The organism is Flavobacteriales bacterium TMED191, assembly GCA_002171975.2.
Lineage (GTDB): Bacteria > Bacteroidota > Bacteroidia > Flavobacteriales > TMED113.
The window spans coordinates 1-23,980 of sequence record NHIO02000019.1; the positions used below are offsets into that span (position 1 = coordinate 1).

Annotated in this window: 16 protein-coding genes; 5 read left to right on the forward strand and 11 right to left on the reverse strand. The window is 31.0% G+C overall.

Annotated features, from left to right (window positions below; translation table 11 throughout):
• Positions 1 to 152 precede the first annotated feature (152 nt).
• The 4 genes from sprA to CBD51_001265 all read right to left on the reverse strand — a co-directional run bounded on the left by sprA (position 153) and on the right by CBD51_001265 (position 10,711).
• A complete protein-coding gene (gene sprA, locus CBD51_001250; protein ID RPG60222.1) occupies positions 153 to 7,163 on the reverse strand; it encodes a cell surface protein SprA in 7,011 nt (2,336 codons plus the stop codon).
• 69 nt (positions 7,164 to 7,232) lie between these two features.
• The gene (gene ruvA / locus CBD51_001255) at positions 7,233 to 7,823 is read right to left on the reverse strand and encodes a Holliday junction branch migration protein RuvA (protein ID RPG60223.1); all 591 of its coding nucleotides are present in this window, start codon (positions 7,821 to 7,823) and stop codon (positions 7,233 to 7,235) included.
• 3 nt (positions 7,824 to 7,826) lie between these two features.
• Positions 7,827 to 10,088, reverse strand: a complete 2,262-nt coding sequence (locus tag CBD51_001260) for an NADP-dependent malic enzyme (protein ID RPG60224.1) — start codon at positions 10,086 to 10,088, stop codon at positions 7,827 to 7,829.
• A 14-nt stretch (positions 10,089 to 10,102) separates the two neighbouring features.
• Positions 10,103 to 10,711, reverse strand: coding sequence for a hypothetical protein (locus CBD51_001265; protein ID RPG60225.1), 609 nt, complete (start codon positions 10,709 to 10,711; stop codon positions 10,103 to 10,105).
• Positions 10,712 to 10,846: 135 nt separating this feature from the next.
• Between CBD51_001265 and CBD51_001270 the strand changes: the two genes are divergently transcribed.
• The 5 genes from CBD51_001270 to CBD51_001290 all read left to right on the forward strand — a co-directional run bounded on the left by CBD51_001270 (position 10,847) and on the right by CBD51_001290 (position 15,956).
• Positions 10,847 to 12,298, forward strand: a complete 1,452-nt coding sequence (locus CBD51_001270; GenBank protein ID RPG60226.1) for a T9SS C-terminal target domain-containing protein — start codon at positions 10,847 to 10,849, stop codon at positions 12,296 to 12,298.
• 67 nt (positions 12,299 to 12,365) lie between these two features.
• Entirely contained in the window at positions 12,366 to 12,845 is a 480-nt protein-coding gene (locus CBD51_001275) for a TlpA family protein disulfide reductase (GenBank protein ID RPG60227.1), read from the forward strand.
• A gap of 4 nt (positions 12,846 to 12,849) precedes the next feature.
• Complete coding sequence (locus CBD51_001280; protein RPG60228.1) at positions 12,850 to 14,472, forward strand: hypothetical protein; 1,623 nt, start codon at positions 12,850 to 12,852, stop codon at positions 14,470 to 14,472.
• 4 nt (positions 14,473 to 14,476) lie between these two features.
• Positions 14,477 to 15,337 carry a hypothetical protein gene (locus CBD51_001285; GenBank protein RPG60229.1) on the forward strand — a complete coding sequence of 287 codons (861 nt, stop codon included), beginning with the start codon at positions 14,477 to 14,479 and terminating at the stop codon, positions 15,335 to 15,337.
• On the forward strand, positions 15,330 to 15,956 hold the full coding sequence (locus CBD51_001290) for a PorT family protein (GenBank protein RPG60230.1): 627 nt from the start codon (positions 15,330 to 15,332) through the stop codon (positions 15,954 to 15,956). The genes CBD51_001285 and CBD51_001290 overlap by 8 nt, the downstream gene beginning before the upstream one ends.
• A gap of 3 nt (positions 15,957 to 15,959) precedes the next feature.
• On the opposite strand, the gene ruvB is transcribed toward CBD51_001290, so the two are convergent.
• The 7 genes from ruvB to CBD51_001325 form a co-directional block, all read right to left on the reverse strand.
• The gene (ruvB, locus tag CBD51_001295; GenBank protein RPG60231.1) at positions 15,960 to 16,985 is read right to left on the reverse strand and encodes a Holliday junction branch migration DNA helicase RuvB; all 1,026 of its coding nucleotides are present in this window, start codon (positions 16,983 to 16,985) and stop codon (positions 15,960 to 15,962) included.
• A 45-nt stretch (positions 16,986 to 17,030) separates the two neighbouring features.
• Positions 17,031 to 18,788 (reverse strand): cytochrome c oxidase subunit I, encoded by a 1,758-nt coding sequence (locus CBD51_001300; GenBank protein RPG60232.1) that lies wholly within the window; start codon positions 18,786 to 18,788, stop codon positions 17,031 to 17,033.
• Positions 18,789 to 18,800: 12 nt separating this feature from the next.
• Positions 18,801 to 19,577, reverse strand: a complete 777-nt coding sequence (locus CBD51_001305) for a hypothetical protein (protein RPG60290.1) — start codon at positions 19,575 to 19,577, stop codon at positions 18,801 to 18,803.
• A gap of 368 nt (positions 19,578 to 19,945) precedes the next feature.
• Positions 19,946 to 21,475: a quinol:cytochrome C oxidoreductase gene (locus CBD51_001310; protein ID RPG60233.1), complete on the reverse strand. Its 1,530-nt coding sequence runs from the start codon at positions 21,473 to 21,475 to the stop codon at positions 19,946 to 19,948.
• Positions 21,476 to 22,075: a cytochrome c gene (locus CBD51_001315; GenBank protein RPG60234.1), complete on the reverse strand. Its 600-nt coding sequence runs from the start codon at positions 22,073 to 22,075 to the stop codon at positions 21,476 to 21,478.
• A gap of 4 nt (positions 22,076 to 22,079) precedes the next feature.
• Positions 22,080 to 22,607, reverse strand: a complete 528-nt coding sequence (locus CBD51_001320) for a DUF3341 domain-containing protein (GenBank protein RPG60291.1) — start codon at positions 22,605 to 22,607, stop codon at positions 22,080 to 22,082.
• Positions 22,607 to 23,977, reverse strand: coding sequence for a hydrogenase (locus tag CBD51_001325; GenBank protein RPG60235.1), 1,371 nt, complete (start codon positions 23,975 to 23,977; stop codon positions 22,607 to 22,609). Before CBD51_001325 ends, CBD51_001320 begins: the two co-directional genes overlap by 1 nt.
• Between the last annotated feature and the right edge of the window lie 3 nt (positions 23,978 to 23,980).

Consider the following 23,980-nt stretch of genomic DNA (forward strand, 5'->3'; position numbering starts at 1 on the left):
AGGATAGCTTTTTTTCAAAACTATCAACTTCCAATCCTTGAATATACGACCCAGAAGTAATGACGTTTTTAATTTTTTTATCAATAGTGGATGCATGACTATTATACATTGAAACCACATCTACCATATGAATTTTTTTCATAACACTTATTTTACATTAATGTAAATCTTAAACTAACACCCACGTTGGTGTTTGATGTAGGAAATGACGATGAAACAACATAATCAGTCACTACTTGATCATAAAATAATTTTAAATTAACTCTATTATTCACTACATAATCAGCTGAAAACTTCAATGTAATTAAAGACTGACCAGAAGTTGGTTGATTACTTTCTTCTTCAATACGGCGAATAATTGTTTTGTTATTTCTGATAGAAATATCTGCTCTTAAATCTAAGTCACTACTAACTTGCTTTTGACCAGAACCACCATCAAACATAAGTTGAACACCTTGCACACGATAACCAAAACCAAATACATACTCATATCCTTTAACTTCTGTAATTTGACTATTTGATAAACTCAAACTGATTGTTCTATCTTGCTTATACTCAAAGCGAGTAGTCATACTATTTTTCATTGTTAAATCTAATTTGAAAAAAGGAGCAAACTGCTCAGTTATATTAATTTGATCAATTTGAAATTCACTTATAAAATTATTATTCGAGTCATATAATTGGTCCTCAAATAATAAGTTACTTATAAATGAACCAACTGAGTAGCTAGAACGATAGCTATGGCTCATAGTTACGTTCTTAAATGATCGTTTAATCCATGGAACTTTTGTAAAACCATTAAAATTAATATTCCAATTAGGCATAGGAATGGAGGGAAATTTATTTAAAAATTGTTTATTGGGATTAACACCCGAATAAGCGGCTAAAAATGCTGGAATCATTACATCTTGTGAATTTGGTCCATAGCCATCAGGGTATGAGTTAGTATTATTATTAAAGGCTGTACCATCAGCTAATCTTTGAGCAATATCATATCTATAATTAATGAAGTTGTCAAACAAAGAAGATGAATTATCAATTCGATCTTTTACAAATGCAGTTTTTATGGGTAAAAAAGAAATATTAAAATTACCGGTTCTAGAGTTACTTACATGTTCAAAAATCGGACTACCAGCAATTGCACTAGGAGAGTTTCTAAAATACTCATTTTCATTTATTGTATATCTTCTAGATGCAGTTAACATAATTTTAAAACGACTTATTGGCTCAACTGTAGCTCTAATATTAAGATTATTTGAAAATGTATTTGTATATAAATTGTTTAAATCTGGATTTGATGTAATCCAATTATTATTTGCTGCGGGGATTCTAATATCATTTTGACTTCCTAGTACAAAACCCAATGTTGGAGCAGAACTAGATAAAGGATTATTTAAACCAAAGAAATCTGCTTGTGGTAAGAATCCAGGTAATAAAGTTCCATTTGTTTCGGTGTAAGAAAAGGAAATATTTTTTAAACTAAACACACTTTTGACAATTGATTTTAAGATTACACTGCTTTTTTGATTAGTTTCTTTTTGATTAGTTATATTTTGACTTCTGGAGTTAATTCTTGATCTATCTTGTGAGTTGTTAGTGGATAACATTTTTTTCAAGAATGGAACTTTATTATATAAGGATGTTAAGTTAAACTGTGTATTTACTCGAGTGGAATTATTATTCTGAATAGTGTTTCCAAAATCTTCTGCTGCTAATGAACTAGATCTCCAATCATAGCCAGCATCATAATTTACACTTGTATTAATCCAACTCAAAATAGGAATTTTACTAATAGGCAAATTATAACGAATATCAAAGTTATGATGATATTCTGTAGGGCGACCGAGAGAAAAGATATTCGAAAATAAACTATCACGCTTTTGTTTTGTATCGATTCTACCATAAGGTTCATCAACGATTGAATGACTTCTTGCAGAGAAATTTAATTTAACAGACCTTGACAAATCATACTTCATATTATAGATTCGACTCATCGTAAACAACTTACTATACATCTCAGGCAAATCTATATCAACATTAGATGTGTTTCTCATTTTTGTTTCTAAATAAGATCTATTTAGGTCTGTTCTAAATGAAAATTGTTTAGGTAAAGTATAAAAATTTAAATCCTTTATTAATCTTAAATACTTTGCTTTTTTTAAAAACTTAACTTTAGAAAAAGGTTTAATATTTTTAGGTTGAGTATTGAAATTATAACCTAAACCACCATTAAAATCCTTTCTAATAGAGTACTCTGTATTTATACTTCGACTAAAGATTTCATTATAAGAATAACTCAAAGTAAAGTTTTCTATGTCATAAATTTTTGAATTATTTTGGCCAAGTGCACGCTCTTTTCTAACATTAGTAAAATTAATACTTTTTATTTTGGTATAATCCTGTACAATTTGTTTTATCGAATCTTTTTCTGACTTTGTATCATATGCATCTAAACTAGCACTTAACAAAATATCTGGATCCAATGGATTATATTGTGGATTTTCAACAGATTCTGAAACAGATATATACATTGGAAGTTTAATATTAGACTTTTCAGGAAATAACTCTCCTAATTCTAGACTAGCTGTTAAATTATAACGCTTGGATTCGTTAAGATTTCTTTCAGAAATATTTTTTTCCAAACTACCAAAACCAACAGTACTCATCGACCCTGCAAAAGCTAAATTTGCAAAGTCAGCTAATCTCAATCTCACCTGAGTTCTAGCTGCCCAGCCACCCTTTTCGTTAAAATCGCTTAATCTTAATTCATTAACCCAAACTTCACCCGATTTAGATGTACCGTTACCAGACCCAGGATTTCTGACTCCAATCATTATTGTTTTTACATTTCCTAGATTTGGATTTCCTTTTATTGAAATAGTATTTTCATTTTCGTCAAAACTATATATATCTTGATATGTAAATTCACTATTCACACGCATAGAATCATTTCTTAATTGTTTTACTGATTGTAATAATTCAAGAGGTATGTTAATTCTATTTTGTGATGGCCATATCAACTGTGGGTCTGAATCACCCCATTGAGTAATTTTTAATGGTATTTCATATTCATAATAATTACTAATATAGTCTGTGCCTATTCGTAAAAACAAATTCAAAGAATCATCTTCTAAACCATTCTCCTGAATACTTTCTAAGTGACTATACATTTCAATTGTTTTATAATTACGCATATCCATACTAACATTTTTAAATGCTGCACGGGAATCGCCATCCTCTAAATCAATTATTTTTAAGACCATTGACTGTTCATTTTGTTGCTGCAGGCTAGTTGCACCATAATATGTTTCTCTTTGAATACCGGGTGGGAGTACATATGGAACAGGAAAACGTGATCCATTTTCTTCAAAATTTACAACCGATATATCAAATTGCGTGGTACCATTATTAATATCCAAATCATTCAAATCATTTAAATATCTACGCCATTCTCCTCTTACTAAATCAAATGATGCAAACCTACATACTATGCTTTCATTAAATCCACTAAAAAATGTTCTAATAAATCTAATCGACTTAAAATCCTGAATACTACCAATTTTATCACTGTAAGATTGTATAGGAATTTTAAACTGTATCCATCTAGCATTATTATTTGGTCCTACATTATCAATTATGTCATTTATATAATTTGAACCTATTTCTAAACTTTCAGGTTTTAATGAAATTTTATATTGATAATAACTCTCAACTTCACTTAAAGTTTGGTCGTTATTAATATCCTCAACATCTGGTAAATTTGTAGAAGATGTTGGATATTCCTCAGTTGATTGCTCTGAAGTTGGTGAATTTCCTTGAACTCCGTTATAATTCTTATATCTTTCTAAGATTGATGTTTCATTATTATCAAAATCCGAACTTCTAAAATATTTAAAATTATCAGATGAAGGATCCTCAAATGCTTTTTGGTATGCTAATGTATTCTCTCCAAAATAATTAAAAACTCGGTCTACATAAGAAATATTAACACCTCCATTTTCGTATGTAAATGATCTTTCATTTTCATCATCTAATCCATCATAACCTAAATCTTGATTAATTCTTGCACCCTCATTATTATCAAAAGCATTTACTAAAGATTGAATTGATGGGACCCGTCCCCAAACTGTCGTATCTATATTATTATCCGAACCATCAATAGATAATCCGTTCTCAAAACTTTTTCTTGAATCCTTTAAAATATCCTCCGATATATTCCCTAAATTGAGGTATAAATAACCTCCGTCATGATTTGGATTGTCTAGAAAGGGATCTAACATCCAGAACTCTATAAACTCAATGTTGGCTGCTTCGAAGTCATTAGTTTCTATTTTTCTTGTTATACCACCCCATCTACTTTCAGGTGAATTTAAATCTCCAAACTCATTAATACCTGCAGAATAAATTGAAGGTTCAACATCAAAATTATATGGACCTCTTTCAGCAGGATAAAAAGCTACATCAAAGGTTCTTAATCTTTGTGGTTGACCATTAACAATATCTTTGTTTGGAAAAATTTCAGTTATTAAAACCTCTCTTACATAATTGTTTTCTTGTTGACCAGGATCATTACTAATGTGTGATGGAGTTATTGAGCTATTTCTTTGAAATAAAGGGTCTATTACATACCATGCTAATTTGGCTCTATTATATCCATATTCAATATTATTGCTTTGAAATGCCTCAGCGAAATACCCCTCTGCATTATTTAAATTGCCTGTAGGGGCAGAAGATAAAGACCATGCAGTTGAATTTCTAATATCAATAACAGACTGACTATTTTCAAAATCATCAATGTAAGAAGTACCCGTGTCATCAATATTTATGGAATTCGGATGTCCAGGAATAAAATAAGCAAATTCTGAGTTTACCGCAATATTAGATGTTTCCTTTGTTTCTATTAATGGTAATTTATCAATTAATTTTGTTAAAAAACGTGAATCTCTTGAGAAGGAACTATTTAAACCTACTATTGTATTTGAAATTGGCTCATCTCCAATATTAATTTTTTGAGTTAGGGGCTTTTCTGTTAAGTTTAAAGCACTTACTCCTAAAATGAAATCTTTATTGAATCTATAATCTAAATGTGCACCCATAAATCTCTTTGATTGGAAATTAAATAAAGAATTATTTTCTAATGTGATTCTGATTGGTTCAGAAGAACTTAACACACCCTCATCAATAATCCTAACTCTACCCATTGTATAATCAACAGTATAATGGATATTTTCCTCTAAGGATCGGCCTCCAGATGTAACTTTAACTGAACCATCAGGAATATTCATTGCATTTAATGATATCTCAGACCCGATAGATGATTTGTACTGACCACGAAGTAAAAATTTATTTAATTCTGCCAACTGTTGTGCGGCAGCTTGTGTTGAGTCATAGAGTGCATCAAAACAATAATTATTTGCAAGATTATCAGTACTTGGAAAATCACAATTATCACCAAATTTCTCCCTCAAGTAACAACCAAATGGCTCCAACATTGGAAAATATACTCGTCCGTTTGATGAATTAATTAATATGCCATCGAGAAAATCAAAAACACCATCAGATCCTGGGTCATTATTAGAATTTAAATTATCAACATTAAAAACTTGTAATAAAGGAGTGTTAATAATACCTTGCGGTCCTTCAGTTAAAAAGTTGACTGGTGCTCCAAGCTCTGGATTTTCATATAAAATGTCTAAAATAAAATCTTGTTGATTTATTTGATACGCACCTAAAGAATAAACATTTTTCATTAATAAATTCCAATTAGGCTCATTTACGTCTAGCACTGTAGATTTCAACAATTTCAACATTAAAGTATTGGGTGATGTCAAGTCAGTAGAAAACTCCCCTACTTGATATGTAACTCCTCCACTAGTGTATTGAAAGGCTACCGCTAACACTTCATCCGAATTTAATGCTTGATTTAATGAAATAAAACCTAACTGGGCATGATAAGAATACTCAGAACTTGATAATCTTCTTGCATTTTCTATTTTCTCATAATCAATTGCTTGATCAAAAAAATTATTACCATCTAAGGTATACTGTGAAAAAGCAGATGTAATTTCATCAATTAATCTTATAGAATCACCCGTTTCGGAAGCCACATTTTCAATAAAACTACCATTAGGATTTAATGAATTATTTGCATTGCTGGGATAATAAGGAGGAAAAGCAACCTGATCGACTACAACGAGCGGACTAGACAGGTTTTGAGCTTCTCCAAGATCTTGAAATGCTAATATATTCCTTGTATTTATAGTTGAAGAATTTTTATTAGTAATATAAACTTCTATTTTAGTGATATTTATTGGTGAAGTAATAATAGGCAAGTTCTGCATGGCCGCATTATAATTCTCATAAAAGTACTGTGACAAGAAAAAATGTTTATTAGATTCATAATTATCAATCGATAGCTCAAAATCTGTCAATTGTGCCCCTCCTTGAATTTCAATCGATGAAGTCTCACTTTTTTGTTCAGAAAAAACAGTAGTTAATGTTGTTTTACCAAATTGGAACTTGGTTTTTACCCCAAATAAACTTTGGGCACCTGTAATTAAAGAACCAGCTAATGGTAAGCTAACATTACCTAACTCAATTTTTTTTACTATATCATCATCATCACCCGTATACTCTAATTTAATTTCATTTTCGAATTCAAATGTAGCTTCTGTGTCATAATTTGCACGCAATTGCAATTTGTCACCAATTGTTCCAACTACATTCATTTGTATTCTTTCATCAAAATTAAAAGATGTTGTTTTTCTTTGTTGTTCTGGTAATGCGGGGTTATCTATTTTATTTATGACACCCGAAAAAATTAACTCTGCTGAACCTTGAGGTTTAATATCAACAAGAGAACCACCGAAAACCTTATTAATTAATTGACCACTAGAATTTACTTTCCCTAAATCATCACTAATTCTGTTTCTACTAATTCGTTCTTTCCAGTAATTATTAAATTTTTGTTTAAATAGATACTTACGATATTCCTCAACTGAAAAATATCTAGGTAAAGACATAGTGTGTCCTCCTATAAATTTAGTGATAAATATCAAATCACTATCATCATCATATTGTACGCTATCAATAAAATTTTCAGGGGATTCTATCCAATTTAAATTGAGCCCAGAATTGGGTATGCTATCATTTTGACAGAACATTTTTCCATAACAAAAAACAACTAGTAACAATACTGTGAGTCTTATATTTTTAGCAAAGAAAACCAAATTTTAAAGATGTTTTAAGGCCATTTTAATTACTTCTTCAACGGAAAAATTCGGATTTTCTTGTGTAATTTTTTCAACAACCTGATTTGTCTTTTTTGTTGAAAAACCTAATTTTTCTAATGCATACAATGTTTCTTGCTTTACAACACTTTTAGCAGAAACAGAACTGTCAGATGTAAATGTGGTATTGTTACTAATCTTATCTTTTAAATCAATTATAATCCTTTGAGCAGATTTCAAACCTATACCTTTAACACTTTTTAATGCACTTACGTCCTCAGTAACAATTACTTTTTCTAGTTCATTAGGACTAAGAGAAGATAGAATCATTCTTGCAGTGGATGCACCAACACCAGAAACTGATAATAATAAAATAAAACATTCCCTCTCTTTCTTATCTAAAAAACCAAATAAAGTATGGGAATCTTCTTTAACCGAAAGATAGGTGTAAAACATATAAATGTCCGATTTTTTTTTATCAAACTGTGTATATGTATTTAAAGAAATGTTTAAAAAATAACCTATCCCATTACAATCTAAGACAACATATGTTGGGGATATCTCTACTATATTTCCTTTTAAAAAAGTAATCATAATTTATTTTCTTTCGTTTGCATCCACTGAAGCAATAGTTGCCATGTGGACTATTTCATTAACACTACTTTCTAATTGCAAAATATGAACTGATTTTTTCATACCCAGTAAAACAGGGCCCATGGTCTCTACATTTGATAATTCCTGTAGAATTTTATATGCAACATTTCCAGCAACTAAATTGGGAAAAATTAAAGTATTCACTTTTTTATCTTGAAGTTTAGAAAATGGAAACACCCCTTTTCTTTTTTCTGAATTTAAGGCAAAATTAGCCTGCATTTCTCCATCAACAATTAAAGAAGGATAATCTGCTTGTATGCGTTTAACAACTTTTTGAATTTTTAATGTTTCTTTATCTCTAGATGAACCAAAATTAGAATAAGATAGGAGAGATATAACAGGTTTTATCCCAAATCTTTTTACTGCATCTGCAGTTAATAAAGTAATCTCTAATAACTGATCTTCAGTGGGATTTTTATTAATAGTGGTATCAGCGAAAAAAATAGGTCCTTTTTTAGTCACGACAATATATATACCTGCCAATATATTAGACTGTTTACCTACAATTTCTAGAGGGGGTTTAAGTGCCTCGGGGTAACTCCTTGTACTACCAGACAATAATACATCTGCCTCATTATTGACTAACATCATAGAGCCAAAATATGACCTGTCCCTCATAATTCTTCTAGCTTGATTTTTAGTAACTCCTTTTCTTTCTCTCATATTCCAATACAAATCAGCAAAGGCGTGCCGTTTTAATCTCATCTTTTCACTTTTAACATCAATAACATCAATTCCTTCTAAATTTATACCTGCTTCTTCAGATAAACTATTAATAAATGACTTATTTCCGAGTAAAATTGGTGTACACAAGTTTTCAGTTTTTAATATCTCAGCAGCTTTTAAAATGTTGTAATTATCTGCTTCTACAAATAAAACTTTCTTTCTATTTTCCTTAGCAATCCTATTAAAACCTCTTATTAACTGATTATCTAAACCTAACTTATCAATTAAATGGTCTTCATATTTTTGCCAATCAGTTATTTCTTTTTTTGCAACACCAGATTTTATTGCTGCTTTTGCAACTGCAATTGATACTCTGGTTATTAACCTAGGGTCATTTGGCTTTGGTATGATATAATCCGGTCCAAATGTTAAATTTTTACCATGATAAGCTAAATTAACATCTTCAGGAACATTTTCTTTAGCAAGGGATGAAATTGCACGAACAGCTGCAAGCTTCATAGATTCATTAATTTCAGTTGCTCTAACATCAAGTGCCCCTCGAAAAATATATGGAAATCCGAGCACATTATTTACTTGATTAGGATAGTCAGATCTTCCAGTAGCCATGATGGCATCAGGTCTAGCTTTTTTTGCATCATTATAAGGTATCTCGGGGTCTGGGTTAGCCATTGCAAACACTAGTGGATCTTTTTTCATGGTTTTTAGCATTTTTTTAGTAACTGTATTACCAACCGATAACCCAATAAAAACATCTGCGTTTTTTATTGCATCTGACAAAGTATATAATCTTCTATTTATAGAAAACTTCTTTTTTTCTTTATTCAAATCCAACCTGTCCTTTCTAACAACCCCCTTACTGTCGCATAAAACTATATTTTTTCTTTTAACTCCTAATCTAATATAAAGCTTTAAACATGATATAGCTGCTGCTCCTGCTCCATTAACAACTACTTTTATTTTATCAATTTTTTTATTTGTAAGTTCTAATCCATTTAATAAAGCAGCTGCAGATATAATAGCTGTGCCATGTTGGTCATCATGCATTACAGGAATAGAAAGTTCATCACTTAATCTTTTTTCAATTTCAAAACACTCAGGGGATTTAATGTCTTCTAAATTGATACCACCAAAAGTAGGAGAGATTGCCTTGACAGTTTGAACAAATGATTCAATATCATCAACATTCAGTTCAATATCAAAAACATCTATATCTGCATATATTTTAAATAACAAACCTTTACCCTCCATAACAGGTTTTGCTGCTTCTGGTCCAATATCACCTAATCCTAACACGGCTGAACCATTCGTAACAACAGCAACTAAATTTCCTTTAGATGTATATTTGTAAACATCGCTTTTTCTTTTAGCAATGCTCTTACACGGTTCCGCAACACCTGGAGAGTATGCGAGCGCTAAATCTCTTTGTGTTCTATATCTCTTTGTAGGAACTACTTCAATTTTTCCAGGTCTTTTCTTAGAGTGAAAATCTAGTGCTTCTCTTCTGTTTATTTCAGGCATAAATTATTCTTTTTTTAATTAACAGTGTATGTAATATTTACCTGCGTATTTTGCACAGGATTATTTTGAAGATAAAACCTATATGTAACTTCGTATACTCCTGGAATATCAGTCTGTAAGTAAGCCTTAAAATAATCATCTTCTTCAAATGGATTTAATGATAAAGGATTTGGTGCTGTATCGGTTGATGAAGGGAAACAAATTTCATTAAAACAAAAGTATACTGTCACATCCTCTTTTAATTGATTATTAAAAATTTTTCTAACAATTAAGTCATTCATTATCTCACAAGAAGAATTTCTTAGATATATTTTTGCAACAAGTTCATCACCTACTGAACCCAAAATTTGATCCTCTAAGTATGTAATTTCAATCGGATTAGGCAGTGCATCTGATTCATAAAAACAATCGTTATTATTACACAAAGCCTCTATATTGTAATTACAAGCAGCTGAATCAGTACAACCATCTGGCAAAATACACGAACCATCATCCTCAGTTGCAGAAGCATCATAATTACATGCTGTATTATCAATACAGCCAAGAACTGGACCCTCTGGAGGACAAGCAATAAAAATTAACATACTAAAGGCAAACATATATTTGATAAATAAAACTTTCATAGAATAATTAATTTTAAGTTGACATGTTAACAAATTTAATCATTATTAGAGTATTTCACTGCAATTAACAGAATATATAGTTTATATTTACTATATTAGTGGACTGATTATTAACGAACTTTTAAACAAAAAATTATGAAAAAACTATTACTATTTGCCATGTGCACATTTTTTTACTGCTCATATGCGCAATTGCCTCCTAATAGCTTTGGTGAAGACTTTACACTAACAGATATTAATGGTAACGAATTTAATTTACATTCTACTCTGGATGAAGGAAAGACCGTAATACTAGATTTGTTTGCTACATGGTGTGGACCTTGTTGGAGCTACGCTGAAACGGGTGTACTAGAAGATTTGCAACAAGCATATCCGGACGATGTAGTTGTAGTCGCAGTTGAAGCAGATGCTACTACTGCTGCTTCTACAATTTACAATAGTGCTAATGGTGATTGGACAACTGTGATTGATTATTTGTTAATGGATGACCCGAGCGGTGATGTTGCAGTAGATTATGCACTTGCATATTACCCAACTATATATAAAATATGTCCTGACAGAATGGTAACTGAAGTTGGTCAAATTGCAAGTGTAAATGCATTTATGACAGAAATAAATTCCTGTACTAGTGCTCAATACAGCAAAGATGCTAGAATTTTAAGTTATAATGGAGCAATGACATTTTGTGGTGGAAGTTTAGACGGTGGATCTGTATCAATTCAAAATTACAGTATTGGTGCATCCATGACATCCTGTGATATTTTAACAAAAGTTAACGGACAAACAGTTTCAACAACTCCATGGTCTGGGTCAATAGACACATACCAAACTGCCACAATTAACTTAAGCTCATTAAATAATATTCCCGATGGTGCAAATATTACCTTTGAAATAGATTATGAAGGTGATATGGATTCAAGCAACAACACCTTGAATCCTGGAATTCTTGGGTCAACAGGTGCTTCTAATACAATATCATTGTCTTTAACAACTGACAACTGGGGCTCTGAAACATCTTGGGAATTAATTGGTCCAAATGGAACTGAAGCTTCAGGTAGTGGTTACGGAAATTACGAAACTATTAATTTAAATTGGGACCTAACACCAGGATGCTATATCTTTAACATATACGATTCATATGGAGATGGTCTAGAAGCATCAATATGGGGCGCTTATGATGACGGACAAGTTTCATTAACTGATAATAATTCTGGAGATGTAATTTGGTCAGCAGTTGCCTATGAATCTCAAGGGTCTGTTGCCTTTGAAGTATTAGCTCAATTTGATATTTCGGAAGAACAATCTATGTTTGAAATTTCTCTATTTCCAAATCCATTTAAAGATTTTACAACAATCTCAATAAACTACTCAAAAAGCAATCATCTTCATAGACACATGCCTTTAGATGATGCAGATATAAGTGTTTACAATAATGTCGGAAAAATAGTTTATTCTGAGAATATTACTCTAAATCCGGGTTTGAACAATATTAGATTTGAGACAAATGATATCTTACCGGGTCTATATTATTTAAATGTAAACTTTGATGGTAAAAACAACCTTAAAACATTAAATATTATTAGATAAAAAATATATTTAACAAAAAAAAAGCCACTCTTGGGTGGCTTTTTTTTTAAAACTTAAATTAGAAAATATGAGAAACTTATTTTTTTTGTTTTGCCTAATTATCAATTACAATACTTTTTCCCAAATACCTTCTGTTAATATTAAAACAGTTGATGGAGGGATAATTAATACTTCTGAATTCAATAATGATGGTCATCCTATGGTTATTAGTTTCTGGGCAACATGGTGTAAGCCTTGTAAAGAAGAATTGGATAATATTCATGAAGTTTATGAAGATTGGAGAGATGAAACAAATGTAAAATTAATTGCCATTAGTATTGATGATGCACGAAATGCCTCTAAAATAAAACCACTTGCAAACTCTAAAAGATGGGACTACGAGGTTTACCATGATAGTAATAGTGAATTTGCAACTCAAATGGGAGTAAAACCTATACCTCACACATTTCTGTTAAACGGTGATAAAAAAATTATATGGAATCATACGGGCTATACTGATGGAGACGAAGAAGAGTTATATGATAAAATTTTAGAACTCCTAGAGTAAAAAAATGAAAACCTATTTTTTTATAATAACATCAATTATATACCTACATGTCAATGGGCAGAAATTTGGGAATATTTCAGGAAATGCCGAATTAAGCATTCAAACATTTCAAGAAGATTCTACTATAAACGCTGAAGCAAGAAATTCGTATACAAAAAGCTATGTTAATTTAATATATAATTATAAAAACATCATAGTTGGTTCTAGGTTTGAATTTTATAATAACGCCATTCCAGGATTGACAGATTATGAGGGTGCAGGGTTAGCTAATAAATTTATACAATATAAAAATCAATTTATTGATATTACTTTAGGAAATTTTTATGATGAATTTGGCAATGGACTTATTCTCAGAACCTATTATGACTCTAATTTAGGAATTGATAATTCAATCAATGGATTTAGACTAAAAACAGTTCCTTCAATAGGCGTATACCTCACTGCTATAATAGGACGGCAAAGATCTTATTGGGAATTATCCAATACAATAATAAAAGCATTGAACACAGATATCTTACTAAATGACATTTTACTAAAAAACTGGTCCTCAACTGTTAATTTAGGAGCAAGTTTTGTAACTAAAAAAGAAGAAGATGACAATCCTTTATATATCTTACCTGAAAATATTGGAGCTTTTAATGGACGATTAAATCTTACAAAAGGTAAAATTAATCTGAATTTTGATTACGCCCACAAAATTAACGATCCATCTGCTGACAATAATTATATTTACAAAACTGGAAATGCTATAATTATCACCAGCAATTACTCAGTTAAAGGTCTAGGCTTGTCACTAGGTTTAAAAAGACTAGAAAACATGAGCTTTAGAAGTGAACGAAATGCCATACTTCAAGATTTAAATATCAATTTCATTACTCCTTTTACTAAACAGCAAAGCTATTCACTTGCAACAATTTACCCTTACACTAGTCAACCAAATGGTGAAATTGGGACTCAATTTGATCTATATTATACAATTCCCAAAAAAACTAAATTAGGTGGAAAATACGGAACAAGTATAAATATTAATTTTTCAAATGTATATGACATTGATAGAAGAATGATAAATGGAGCATCCACAATAAACGAAAGTGGAACATTGGGATACAATTCAAATTACTTCAAAAAAGGCGAAAAGCTTTTTCAAGAACTAAATATAGAGATAGTTAAAAAATTTAATAAAAAATTAAAATTTATTGGATCATATATTTATCTAGAAAACAATGATAAGGTAATTAAATCTCAACCATTATTAAATAACCAAAATCATGAATATATCTATGCGAAAATTGCTATTATAGAATTTCTATATAAGATTAAACCTAAAAATTCTACAAGAATAGAATTACAACACCTTTCAACTAAACAGCACTTTGGCAATTGGATAATGGGACTTTTAGAATATAAATTAGCTCCTAACTGGTTTTGGTCAGTTCAAGATCTTTATAATTATGGACACCCAAATCAACCTCACTACTATTCTATATCTTCAGGTTACACAAAAGGTGCAAATAGACTATCAATTACATATGGAAAACAAAGAGCAGGCTTATTTTGTGTAGGGGGAGTATGCAGAGAAGTGCCTGCATCTAATGGATTCTCCATTAATTTAACTAGTTCATTTTAAATCTATGAAAAATTATATATTCATCATATGTGGATTTCTTTTAACATGTTGCGACACAATTGAACCACCATTTTTACAGAGCAATTCTCAAACAAGCCAAAAAATTATTATGATTGAGAAATTTACGGGCCATAAATGCAGTAATTGTCCAGCTGCAACAATAAAAATAAAAGAATTGCAAGAATTATATCAAGATGCAATAATTCCTGTTTCAATTCATCCAGGTGGTCTTCCTGAATTTACTAACACAGATAACAATTACACCTACGATTTTACAACAAATTCTAGTAATATAATCGCTGATGATATGGGAGCAACTTTTTTACCACTAGGTACTGTAAATCGTGTGGAAGAAGGTATTTCTAACAGATGTTTTACAAAAGATCAATGGGCATCTGAAATTGAAAATCTTCTATATGACTCAAAAGGATTACCTAGACCAAAAAAGTTTGATATTGAAATTTCAACCATTTTCAATAATTCAACAAGAGAACTAACAATTGAAACAAATGTAGCTTCCTTATCATCATTACAAAATTTTTTCAAACTAGCCATAATTGTAATAGAAGATGGAATTATTGCTCCACAAATTGATGGCACTGAATATATTGAAAACTATGAACACAACAATATTTACAGATGTGATGTAAACGGTACATATGGAGAAATTATAAATGATTTAAAAGGTTTAGATGAAGAATTTGTATTTGAATCTTCATATATAATCACCTTAAATCAAAACCTAAATTCTAATTGGACAAATGATTGGGATAATATAAATAATTGCTTTATCGTGGCATATGTGTATGATGCAGAATCATTAATTATTCAGGATGTTGTTAAAAAAGCAATCATAAATGAATAAGTTTTTTATAACTCTATTTTATTTTTTATTTAGTACAATCTGTATTAGTCAAAATTTTCATGGAGGGATTATTGTAGGTGCATCAACAAGTCAAGTTTCTGGAGATGGATTAAGTGGATTTAACAAAATAGGGCCTAGATTTGGAATATATATTAATCAAGAAATTGACTGGTATGGATTACAATTAGAATTACAATATATAACAAAAGGAAGTAAAAAAAAAACTGACTCAAGCAACCCAAATGACAATATTAATAACTTATCATTTAATTCTTTAAATAATTATAACTTCCATTTAGAGTATATCGGAGTCCCTATTTTATTCTTTTCAAGAATTAAAAAAAACATAAAACTAGAGTTAGGAACATCTTTTAATTTTATTATTAAACAGAGTGAAGAAATTGACTTTTATTTAGATAATTCCAATGAAGTACATAACTTTGAATCAGACATCATTTTAGGAATAACATACCCAATAAATAATAAAATACTACTCAACACAAGAATTTCAAACTCTATTTCCCCAATTCGTCCTCATGCATCTGGAGAGACATATCGATTAAATAGAGGACAGTATAATACTGTTTTATGTTTTAGTTTATATTATAAATTATATTAAAAACTAGAAAATTTTTACTTGTGCACCTGGTAAATTTTTATTTAAATAATCATACGCCTTTTTTGTAGCTTGTCTTCCCCTAGGTGTTCTCTCAAGATAACCTTGTTGAATTAAAAATGGCTCTATCACTTCTTCCAAGGTGTCAGACTCTTCAGCAACAGCAGTAGAAATAGTAGTTAATCCAACAGGACCACCATTAAATTTATCAATTATACAAGTAAGAATTCTTTTATCCATTCTATTAAGTCCATTTTTATCTACATGTAATGAAGCTAAAGCAGTTTCTGTAATTTCTAAATCGATAGCTCCTGTTCCTTTAACTTGTGCAAAATCCCGAACTCGTTTGACATATTGATTAGCAATCCTCGGAGTTCCTCTACTTCTACTAGCAATCTCAACTGCTGCATTATCACTGATTTGGATGCCTAAAATATCCGACGATCTCTTAACAATTTTTGTAAGTGTAGTAGCATCATAATAATCTAAACGACAAGGAATACTAAATCTATCTCTTAAAGGCTGAGTTAATAAACCTGCACGTGTTGTAGCACCAATTAAAGTAAAGTGATTGAGATTAATCTGAACAGATCTTGCACTTGGACCACTTTCTATCATAACATCAATCCTAAAATCTTCCATGGCAGAATATAAATATTCTTCAACAACTGTACTTAATCTATGTATTTCATCAATAAATAAGACATCTCTTTCTTCTAAACTAGTTAATAAACCCGCTAAATCACCAGGTTTCTCAATAACAGGGCCAGATGTTATTTTTAAATTAGAACCTAATTCTTTTTTAATAATATGTGCAAGAGTTGTTTTTCCCAAGCCTGGTGGACCGTGTAATAAAACATGGTCTAACGCCTCACCTCTTTGATTAGCTGCAGTTACAAATATTTTTAAATTTTTTAAAATTTCGTTTTGACCAGAAAAATCTTCAAAAGAAAGTGGTCGCAATTTATTGTCAAATTCTAAATATTCAGAGTTTGAGTCATTAAGTTCATCATACTTATCATTTTCTTCCATAAATATTTAAGTTATGAATTATTAATTAAATAAAAGACGAAAAGCTTAATGCGCCTCTTCCTCACCCTTTTTGAGTGGAACTATCTGTGAAACAAAATCATCATCCATACCAGGTTTAGAATAATCATATGCCCACCTGTGCACTTTTGGTATTTCGCCCGGCCAATTTCCGTGGATATGTTCAACTGGAGTAGTCCATTCCAGTGTGTTAGATTTCCAAGGATTTTGTGAAGCTTTAGGGCCTCTGTACATGCTATAAAAAAAGTTGAAAAAGAAAATAACCTGGAATAAGGCTCCAACAATTGCAAAAAAGCTAACTACTTCATTTATATCTAATAAATTATCAAACATTGGAAATGCCGTGTTTGAGTAATATCTCCTTGGTAATCCAGCCATTCCTAAAAAATGCATAGGAAAAAAAGTACCATAAGCGCAAATAAATGTTCCCCAAAAATGAACATATCCAAGTTTTAAATTCATCATTCTACCATACATTTTTGGATACCAATGATAAACACCGGCTAACATTCCAAATATTGCAGATAATCCCATTACAATATGAAAATGGGCAACCACAAAATAAGTGTCATGAACATTAATGTCAAGCGCACTATCTCCTAGGATTAGTCCTGTGAGTCCGCCAGTAATAAATGTTGAAACGAGACCTATTGAAAATAACATTGCAGGAGTAAATTGCAGATTACCTCTCCATAGAGTAGCAATATAATTAAACACCTTAATAGCAGATGGAATAGCAATTAGTAGAGTAGTAAAAACAAATACTGAACCTAGAAACGGATTCATACCTGTAATAAACATATGATGTCCCCATACAATAAAAGATAGAAAGGCAATTGCTAATATTGAACCAATCATAGCTCTATAACCAAAAATTGGTTTTCGTGAATTAGTAGCAATAATTTCAGAAGTTAAACCAAGGGCAGGTAACAATACAATATAGACCTCAGGATGGCCTAAGAACCAAAATAGGTGTTGAAATAAGATTGGGTTCCCACCTGCATGCGATAAAACTTCACCTTGTACTAAAATGTCTGATAAAAAGAAACTGGTACCAAAACTTCTATCAAAAACTAAAAGTAGTGCAGCTGATAATAAAACAGGAAAGGATAAAACACCTAAAATTGCAGTTATGAACAATGCCCAGACTGTTAAAGGTAGACGAGTCATGGTGAGCCCTTCTGTTCTAAGATTCAATACAGTAACAATATAATTTAGACCCCCTAATAATGAGGAAATAATAAATAATGTCATACTAACTAGCCAAAGGGTCATCCCTAATCCAGACCCTGACATTGCCTGTGGAACAGCACTTAGTGGAGGATAAATAGTCCACCCAGCAGCCGCAGGTCCAGATTGAACAAATAGTGATATAATCATAATTACACTTGAAGCAAAAAAGAACCAATATGATAACATATTCATAAAGCCTGAAGCCATATCTCGTGCTCCTACTTGAAGTGGAAGTAATAGATTAGCAAAAGTTCCACTTAATCCTCCGGTTAACACAAAGAATACCATAATAGTCCCATGAATTGTAACTAATGAAAGATAAATATCAGGACTCATTACTCCACCCTCTGCCCATCTTCCTAAAAAAAATGATAAAACTCCACTAGACTCTCCTGGGTTAGCAAGTTGAATACGAAATAATGCAGACATAACCATTGCAACTACTCCCATAAACATACCTGTAATCAAAAACTGCTTGGATATCATTTTATGATCCAAAGTAAAAACATATTTAGAAAAAAAGTTTTCTTCGTGATGTCCATGTTCACTCATAATATTCAATATTTATAGGTTAGAAATTTTATTTACACTCTGTTCTTCAATCCATTTATTGAATTCTTCTTCGGTTTCAACAACTACTTTCATTTGCATATTGTAGTGAGCATTCCCACATATTTTGTTGCACAAAAGAACATATTCAAAAAGATCATTCTCAACTTCTTTTTTCATAGCATCAGTAGTAATTGTAGGAGTAAACGCGAATTGTGTCGTTGTTCCTGGAACACAATTCATTTGAACCCTAAAGTGGGGTAAATAAGCCGAATGAATAACATCTTGAGATCTAAACTTAAATAAGACTTTTTTCCCAACTGGTAAATGAAGTTCTTTTGTAATTATATCATCCTCAGCAGCCAGTAATTGATCTTGACTGGTTGTAACATAATAAGTTGTTAATGTCTTTTTCTTCTTTATTAATTTTTCTATTCTTTGATTTTTTAACTTTTTTTCTGCAGGGTTAGAACTAATTGAAATTTGATTTTTTAATTTTGCTATTTTTTCGTCAATTGAGGCTATCTGACTATTCTTTGTTGCCTCGGATATAACACCTAATTCATTTTTCCCACCAACAAACCTAACATTTGCATTACCTAGCTTATTATCTTCACCAGAATATCTAGCAGTCCAACCAAATTGTTTTGCATAAACTTCAATTATAATTGCATCTTTTATATCTTGGTTAACAATTTTTCCCCAAACATTTAAACCATAACTAATAAGAACTAATAATATAACAGCAGGAATTGCCGTCCAGAAAAACTCCAGCTTATTATTATGAGTTATGTAACTCGCTTTTCGATCTTCTCTTCCACGAAAATAGTAAGCAACGCCAAATAAAATTGGTGTTAGAAGTAGGAATACAAAAATAATTAAACCCATTGTAACATCCCAAAGCTGATCAATCACAGGACCATGTTCTGAAGCAGCGATAGGTAATGTTTGATCCATCCATTCAGCCCGTTGCCAAAAAAAGAATATGACTAATCCAACTCCAGCTATTAAAAGAAAAATTCCATTAATATTATTAGACCCATCTGAAACCTCGTTTTTTGTTTTTGACACTAAATTACCAATCTCAAGTACTCTCACAACTTGGGCGAAAAAAACAATGGCAATAAAAACAATTAATACATTTATCATTTTATAATTTATTAAATATGATGATGTTTACTCTCTACTAACATAGGGTGATTCTTTGGTTGTAAGGCTACCTTACTTAGGTTAGATAAAACAACATATGTAAAAAACCCAATATAACCTAAAAATACACCTATTTCAACAAAACCCATATGCCAATGGGTACCAACGGTTCCTGGCATTATCATAACAAAAACATCAATATAGTGACCTATTAGAATTAGAATTGCAACAAATAAAACTTGTCCTTTTAATCTTTTTGCATCCCTATCTTGAATCAATAACATCGGGTTTACAAAGTTTAAAATAAGTGCAATTATTATTAATATATGATAGTGCTCAAACCTTACAAGATAATATGTTACCTCCTCAGGGATATTAGCATACCAAATTAATAGATACTGAGAAAACCAAGTATATGTCCAAAAAATACTAAATGCTAATAAATATCTTCCAAAGTCATGAATGTGATTTTCATTAATGTCATCTAAATAACCTTTATATTTTAAATGGATTGTAATAATTGCTATAACTGCACATGCAGACACAAAAAAGGACGCAAAGGTATACCATCCAAAAAGCGTACTAAACCAATGAGTGTCAATTGACATTATCCAATCCCATGCAACCGTAGATGTTGTAATAGCTGCGAGCACAATAAATATAGCTGAAAGAGTAAATATTTTATTATGCCATTTAATTCCACCATCCAAATCTTCATTAAGTGAATATTTTCTAAGAATAAAAGCAAAGAAACACCAGATCAACAAATACACCACAGATCTTATCAAGAAAAAGGGAATATTTAAAAAAGCTGTTTTACCTGCAATAATACTATCAAACTTTTTATTTAAAATAACATCATCCGATTTTTCATTTGTATATTTAGGGTAATCTGAATCAATTGTTTCTTGAAATACATATTCTGATGTTAATGCTTGATCCATCCAATGATAAGTATGATGCCAATGTAGAACTCCTGTTATAATTATAAATAACATAATAATTCCTCCATATGGCAAAAATGAACTAACTGCTTGTGGAATTCTTAGTAATGAGGCAGACCATCCAGATTGTGAAATGTATTGAACCGCCAGCCATACTAAAGCTGCTAATGATATCATTAAAAAAAATAAATTACTAACTAGCAAACTTGACCATGGTCTTTGTTTAATCGTATGGAAATAATGTTTCGTGACATATATAACATCATCTAAACTATGAGCATTTTTCTTTTGATCATAATCTAAATGGCAATTAAATTTCTTTTCTATTTTTGCAAAAAGAGAAGCATAGTGATAGTCTTCTAGTTCTCCGTGCTTATAATGATTATCATTAGCATGGTGCATTTCCTTGTGTTCATATTTATTTGATTCAGATTCCTTACTTGAATTTTGCTTATATAATTCTTTGACTATTTTTTTAATTTCTTTATCTGAATAGCTATTATTGCTAGCAGAAACAAAACCATATAATAAAGCAATTGCACCAATAAACATTAGCACTATACACAAAATTTTAGTATTTCGTTCAAATTTATACATCTACTTTTCTTCTTTTTGTAAATTATTAACAAACATTATAATCTTCCAACGTTCCTCAGGTGAAATTTGAGACGCATGGGGTCCCATCGCATTTAAACCATAAGTAATAGCATGATATATATTACCATCTTTTAACTCACTCATTGTTGAACCTGTTCTTCTAATTTGCACATTATCATTATAAGCAGGTATAGCACCATAAACTGGATGAGTAACAGAACCTTTTCCATCACCATTTTTCCCATGACAGTGTGCACAAAACATCCCATATAAAGCTTCTCCATCTGCGATATTTTTTTCCGTTTTTTGCAACGGATTTATTAATTTTTTTCCAGCACGTAGATAATCTTCCAAATTATTATCATATTCAAATGGCATATGGCCTCTCGCAATAGTTCCTACAACTGGTTTTCTAGCAGTAGAATTATTGCTAAAAAGTGGGTTTTCCGAATAGGTTTCATATGACGGAGATCGATACATATTTGGCATATACTCATAGCCAGGATGTGATGTAAACGGTTTTCCATCAGAAGCGGAGTCACCACAAGATGTAAGTAAGATGACTAAAAAAACACATATGTAATTTACAATTTTTAACATAAAATTATTCTTTTTCTTTAACTTCTGTTGCTCCTGTTTTTTTCATTAACTCTTTTATTTTTTCAACCTTTTTTACATCATCTTCAACATGAATTTCCATTAAAAACTTATCGTCAGTTGTTCTAGGGTCTGGACTCTTGGATGAAGAACCTGGATACAATCCACATCTAATCAAAAATGTAATTACCATTAAATGAGCAGCAAAAAAAACTGTCATCTCAAAAGTAACGGGAATAAAGGCTGGTAAATTTTCATTTAAAGTAAAGTTTGGTTTACCTCCAATGTCCATTGGCCAATCATGAATCATGATGTACCAAAACATTAATAAAGCGCAAGAAGCTCCAATACATCCATAAATAAATGAGGTAATAGCAATTCGGGAATACTTTAGACCCATTGCGGAATCTAGTCCATGAATAGGAAATGGAGTATAAACTTCATTAACATAATGTCCTTTTTCTCGAATATTTTTAACTGCATTCAAGATTACATCATCGTCATCATATATACCGTAAATAACTTTTTCTTTAATCATTTTTTCTTTTTATATGTGTCACTAGATGATTTTAAAATTGTTTTTAATTCTGCCTGGGCTATAACTGGGAATGTTCTAGAATACAATAAAAACAATACCATGAAAAAGCCTATAGTTCCAATATAAATCCCAATATCAACGAAAGTTGGAGAAAACATTGACCAACTTGAAGGTAAATAATCTCTATGTAGAGAAGTTACAATAATTACAAAACGCTCAAACCACATACCTATGTTAACAAATATTGACAAAATAAATGTAAATACGATATTCCTTCTCAAGCTTTTAATCCACATTAGCTGTGGAGAAACAACATTACATGTCATCATTGCCCAGTATGCCCACCAATAAGGTCCTGTTGCTCTATTTAAAAAAGCATATTGCTCATACTCAACTCCAGAGTACCAAGCCATGAATAATTCTGTAATATATGCAATACCAACAATTGATCCAGTAACCATAATGATAATATTCATCATTTCAATATGTTGTATTGTAATATATGACTCCATATTAACAACCTTTCTCATAACTAATAATAAAGTCTGTACCATGGCAAAACCTGAAAAAATAGCTCCTGCAACAAAATATGGTGGAAAAATTGTGGTATGCCAACCAGGAATAACAGAAGTTGCAAAATCCATACTTACAATAGTATGAACAGATAAAACTAATGGTGTACATAAACCTGCTAATACTAGCGACATGACCTCATGTCTTTGCCAATGCTTAGCTCTCCCAGACCAACCAAAAGATAAAACAGTATAAACTTTCTTCATAATAGGCTTAACAGCTCTATCTCGAATTAATGCAAAATCGGGAATTAATCCCATGTACCAAAAAACTAAAGAGACGGAAAAATAAGTAGATATGGCAAATACATCCCATAATAGAGGGGAGTTAAAATTCACCCAAAGAGGGCCATATTGATTAGGAAGTGGAAACACCCAGTATCCTACCCATATTCTTCCCATGTGAATCAGTGGAAACAAGCCTGCTTGTACAACAGCAAATATCGTCATAGCCTCTGCAGATCTATTAATTGACAATCTCCATTTCTGCCTAAATAATAATAATACTGCTGAAATAAGAGTTCCAGCATGACCTATTCCAACCCACCACACAAAGTTTGTTATATCCCAAGCCCAGCCAATTGTATTATTTAACCCCCAAACTCCCACACCTGTTCCAATAGTGTAAAAAATACATCCAAAACCCCATAACATAGCTAGCACTGAAACACTAAATAAAGCCCACCACCACTTATTTGCGCTGGTTTCAATAGGCTTTGAAATATCTTCACTAATATCATGAAGCGACTTATTGCCTATTATCAATGGTTCTCTTATTTCCGACTCGTGATTCATTAA

Coding starts and splice junctions, on each gene's coding strand:
- sprA (RPG60222.1), bottom strand. CDS start 7,163: ATGTTCTGTCAAAATGATAGCATACCCAATTCTGGGCTCAATTTAAAT.
- ruvA (RPG60223.1), bottom strand. CDS start 7,823: ATGATTACTTTTTTAAAAGGAAATATAGTAGAGATATCCCCAACATAT.
- CBD51_001260 (RPG60224.1), bottom strand. CDS start 10,088: ATGCCTGAAATAAACAGAAGAGAAGCACTAGATTTTCACTCTAAGAAA.
- CBD51_001265 (RPG60225.1), bottom strand. CDS start 10,711: ATGAAAGTTTTATTTATCAAATATATGTTTGCCTTTAGTATGTTAATT.
- CBD51_001270 (RPG60226.1), top strand. CDS start 10,847: ATGAAAAAACTATTACTATTTGCCATGTGCACATTTTTTTACTGCTCA.
- CBD51_001275 (RPG60227.1), top strand. CDS start 12,366: ATGAGAAACTTATTTTTTTTGTTTTGCCTAATTATCAATTACAATACT.
- CBD51_001280 (RPG60228.1), top strand. CDS start 12,850: ATGAAAACCTATTTTTTTATAATAACATCAATTATATACCTACATGTC.
- CBD51_001285 (RPG60229.1), top strand. CDS start 14,477: ATGAAAAATTATATATTCATCATATGTGGATTTCTTTTAACATGTTGC.
- CBD51_001290 (RPG60230.1), top strand. CDS start 15,330: ATGAATAAGTTTTTTATAACTCTATTTTATTTTTTATTTAGTACAATC.
- ruvB (RPG60231.1), bottom strand. CDS start 16,985: ATGGAAGAAAATGATAAGTATGATGAACTTAATGACTCAAACTCTGAA.
- CBD51_001300 (RPG60232.1), bottom strand. CDS start 18,788: ATGAGTGAACATGGACATCACGAAGAAAACTTTTTTTCTAAATATGTT.
- CBD51_001310 (RPG60233.1), bottom strand. CDS start 21,475: ATGTATAAATTTGAACGAAATACTAAAATTTTGTGTATAGTGCTAATG.
- CBD51_001315 (RPG60234.1), bottom strand. CDS start 22,075: ATGTTAAAAATTGTAAATTACATATGTGTTTTTTTAGTCATCTTACTT.
- CBD51_001325 (RPG60235.1), bottom strand. CDS start 23,977: ATGAATCACGAGTCGGAAATAAGAGAACCATTGATAATAGGCAATAAG.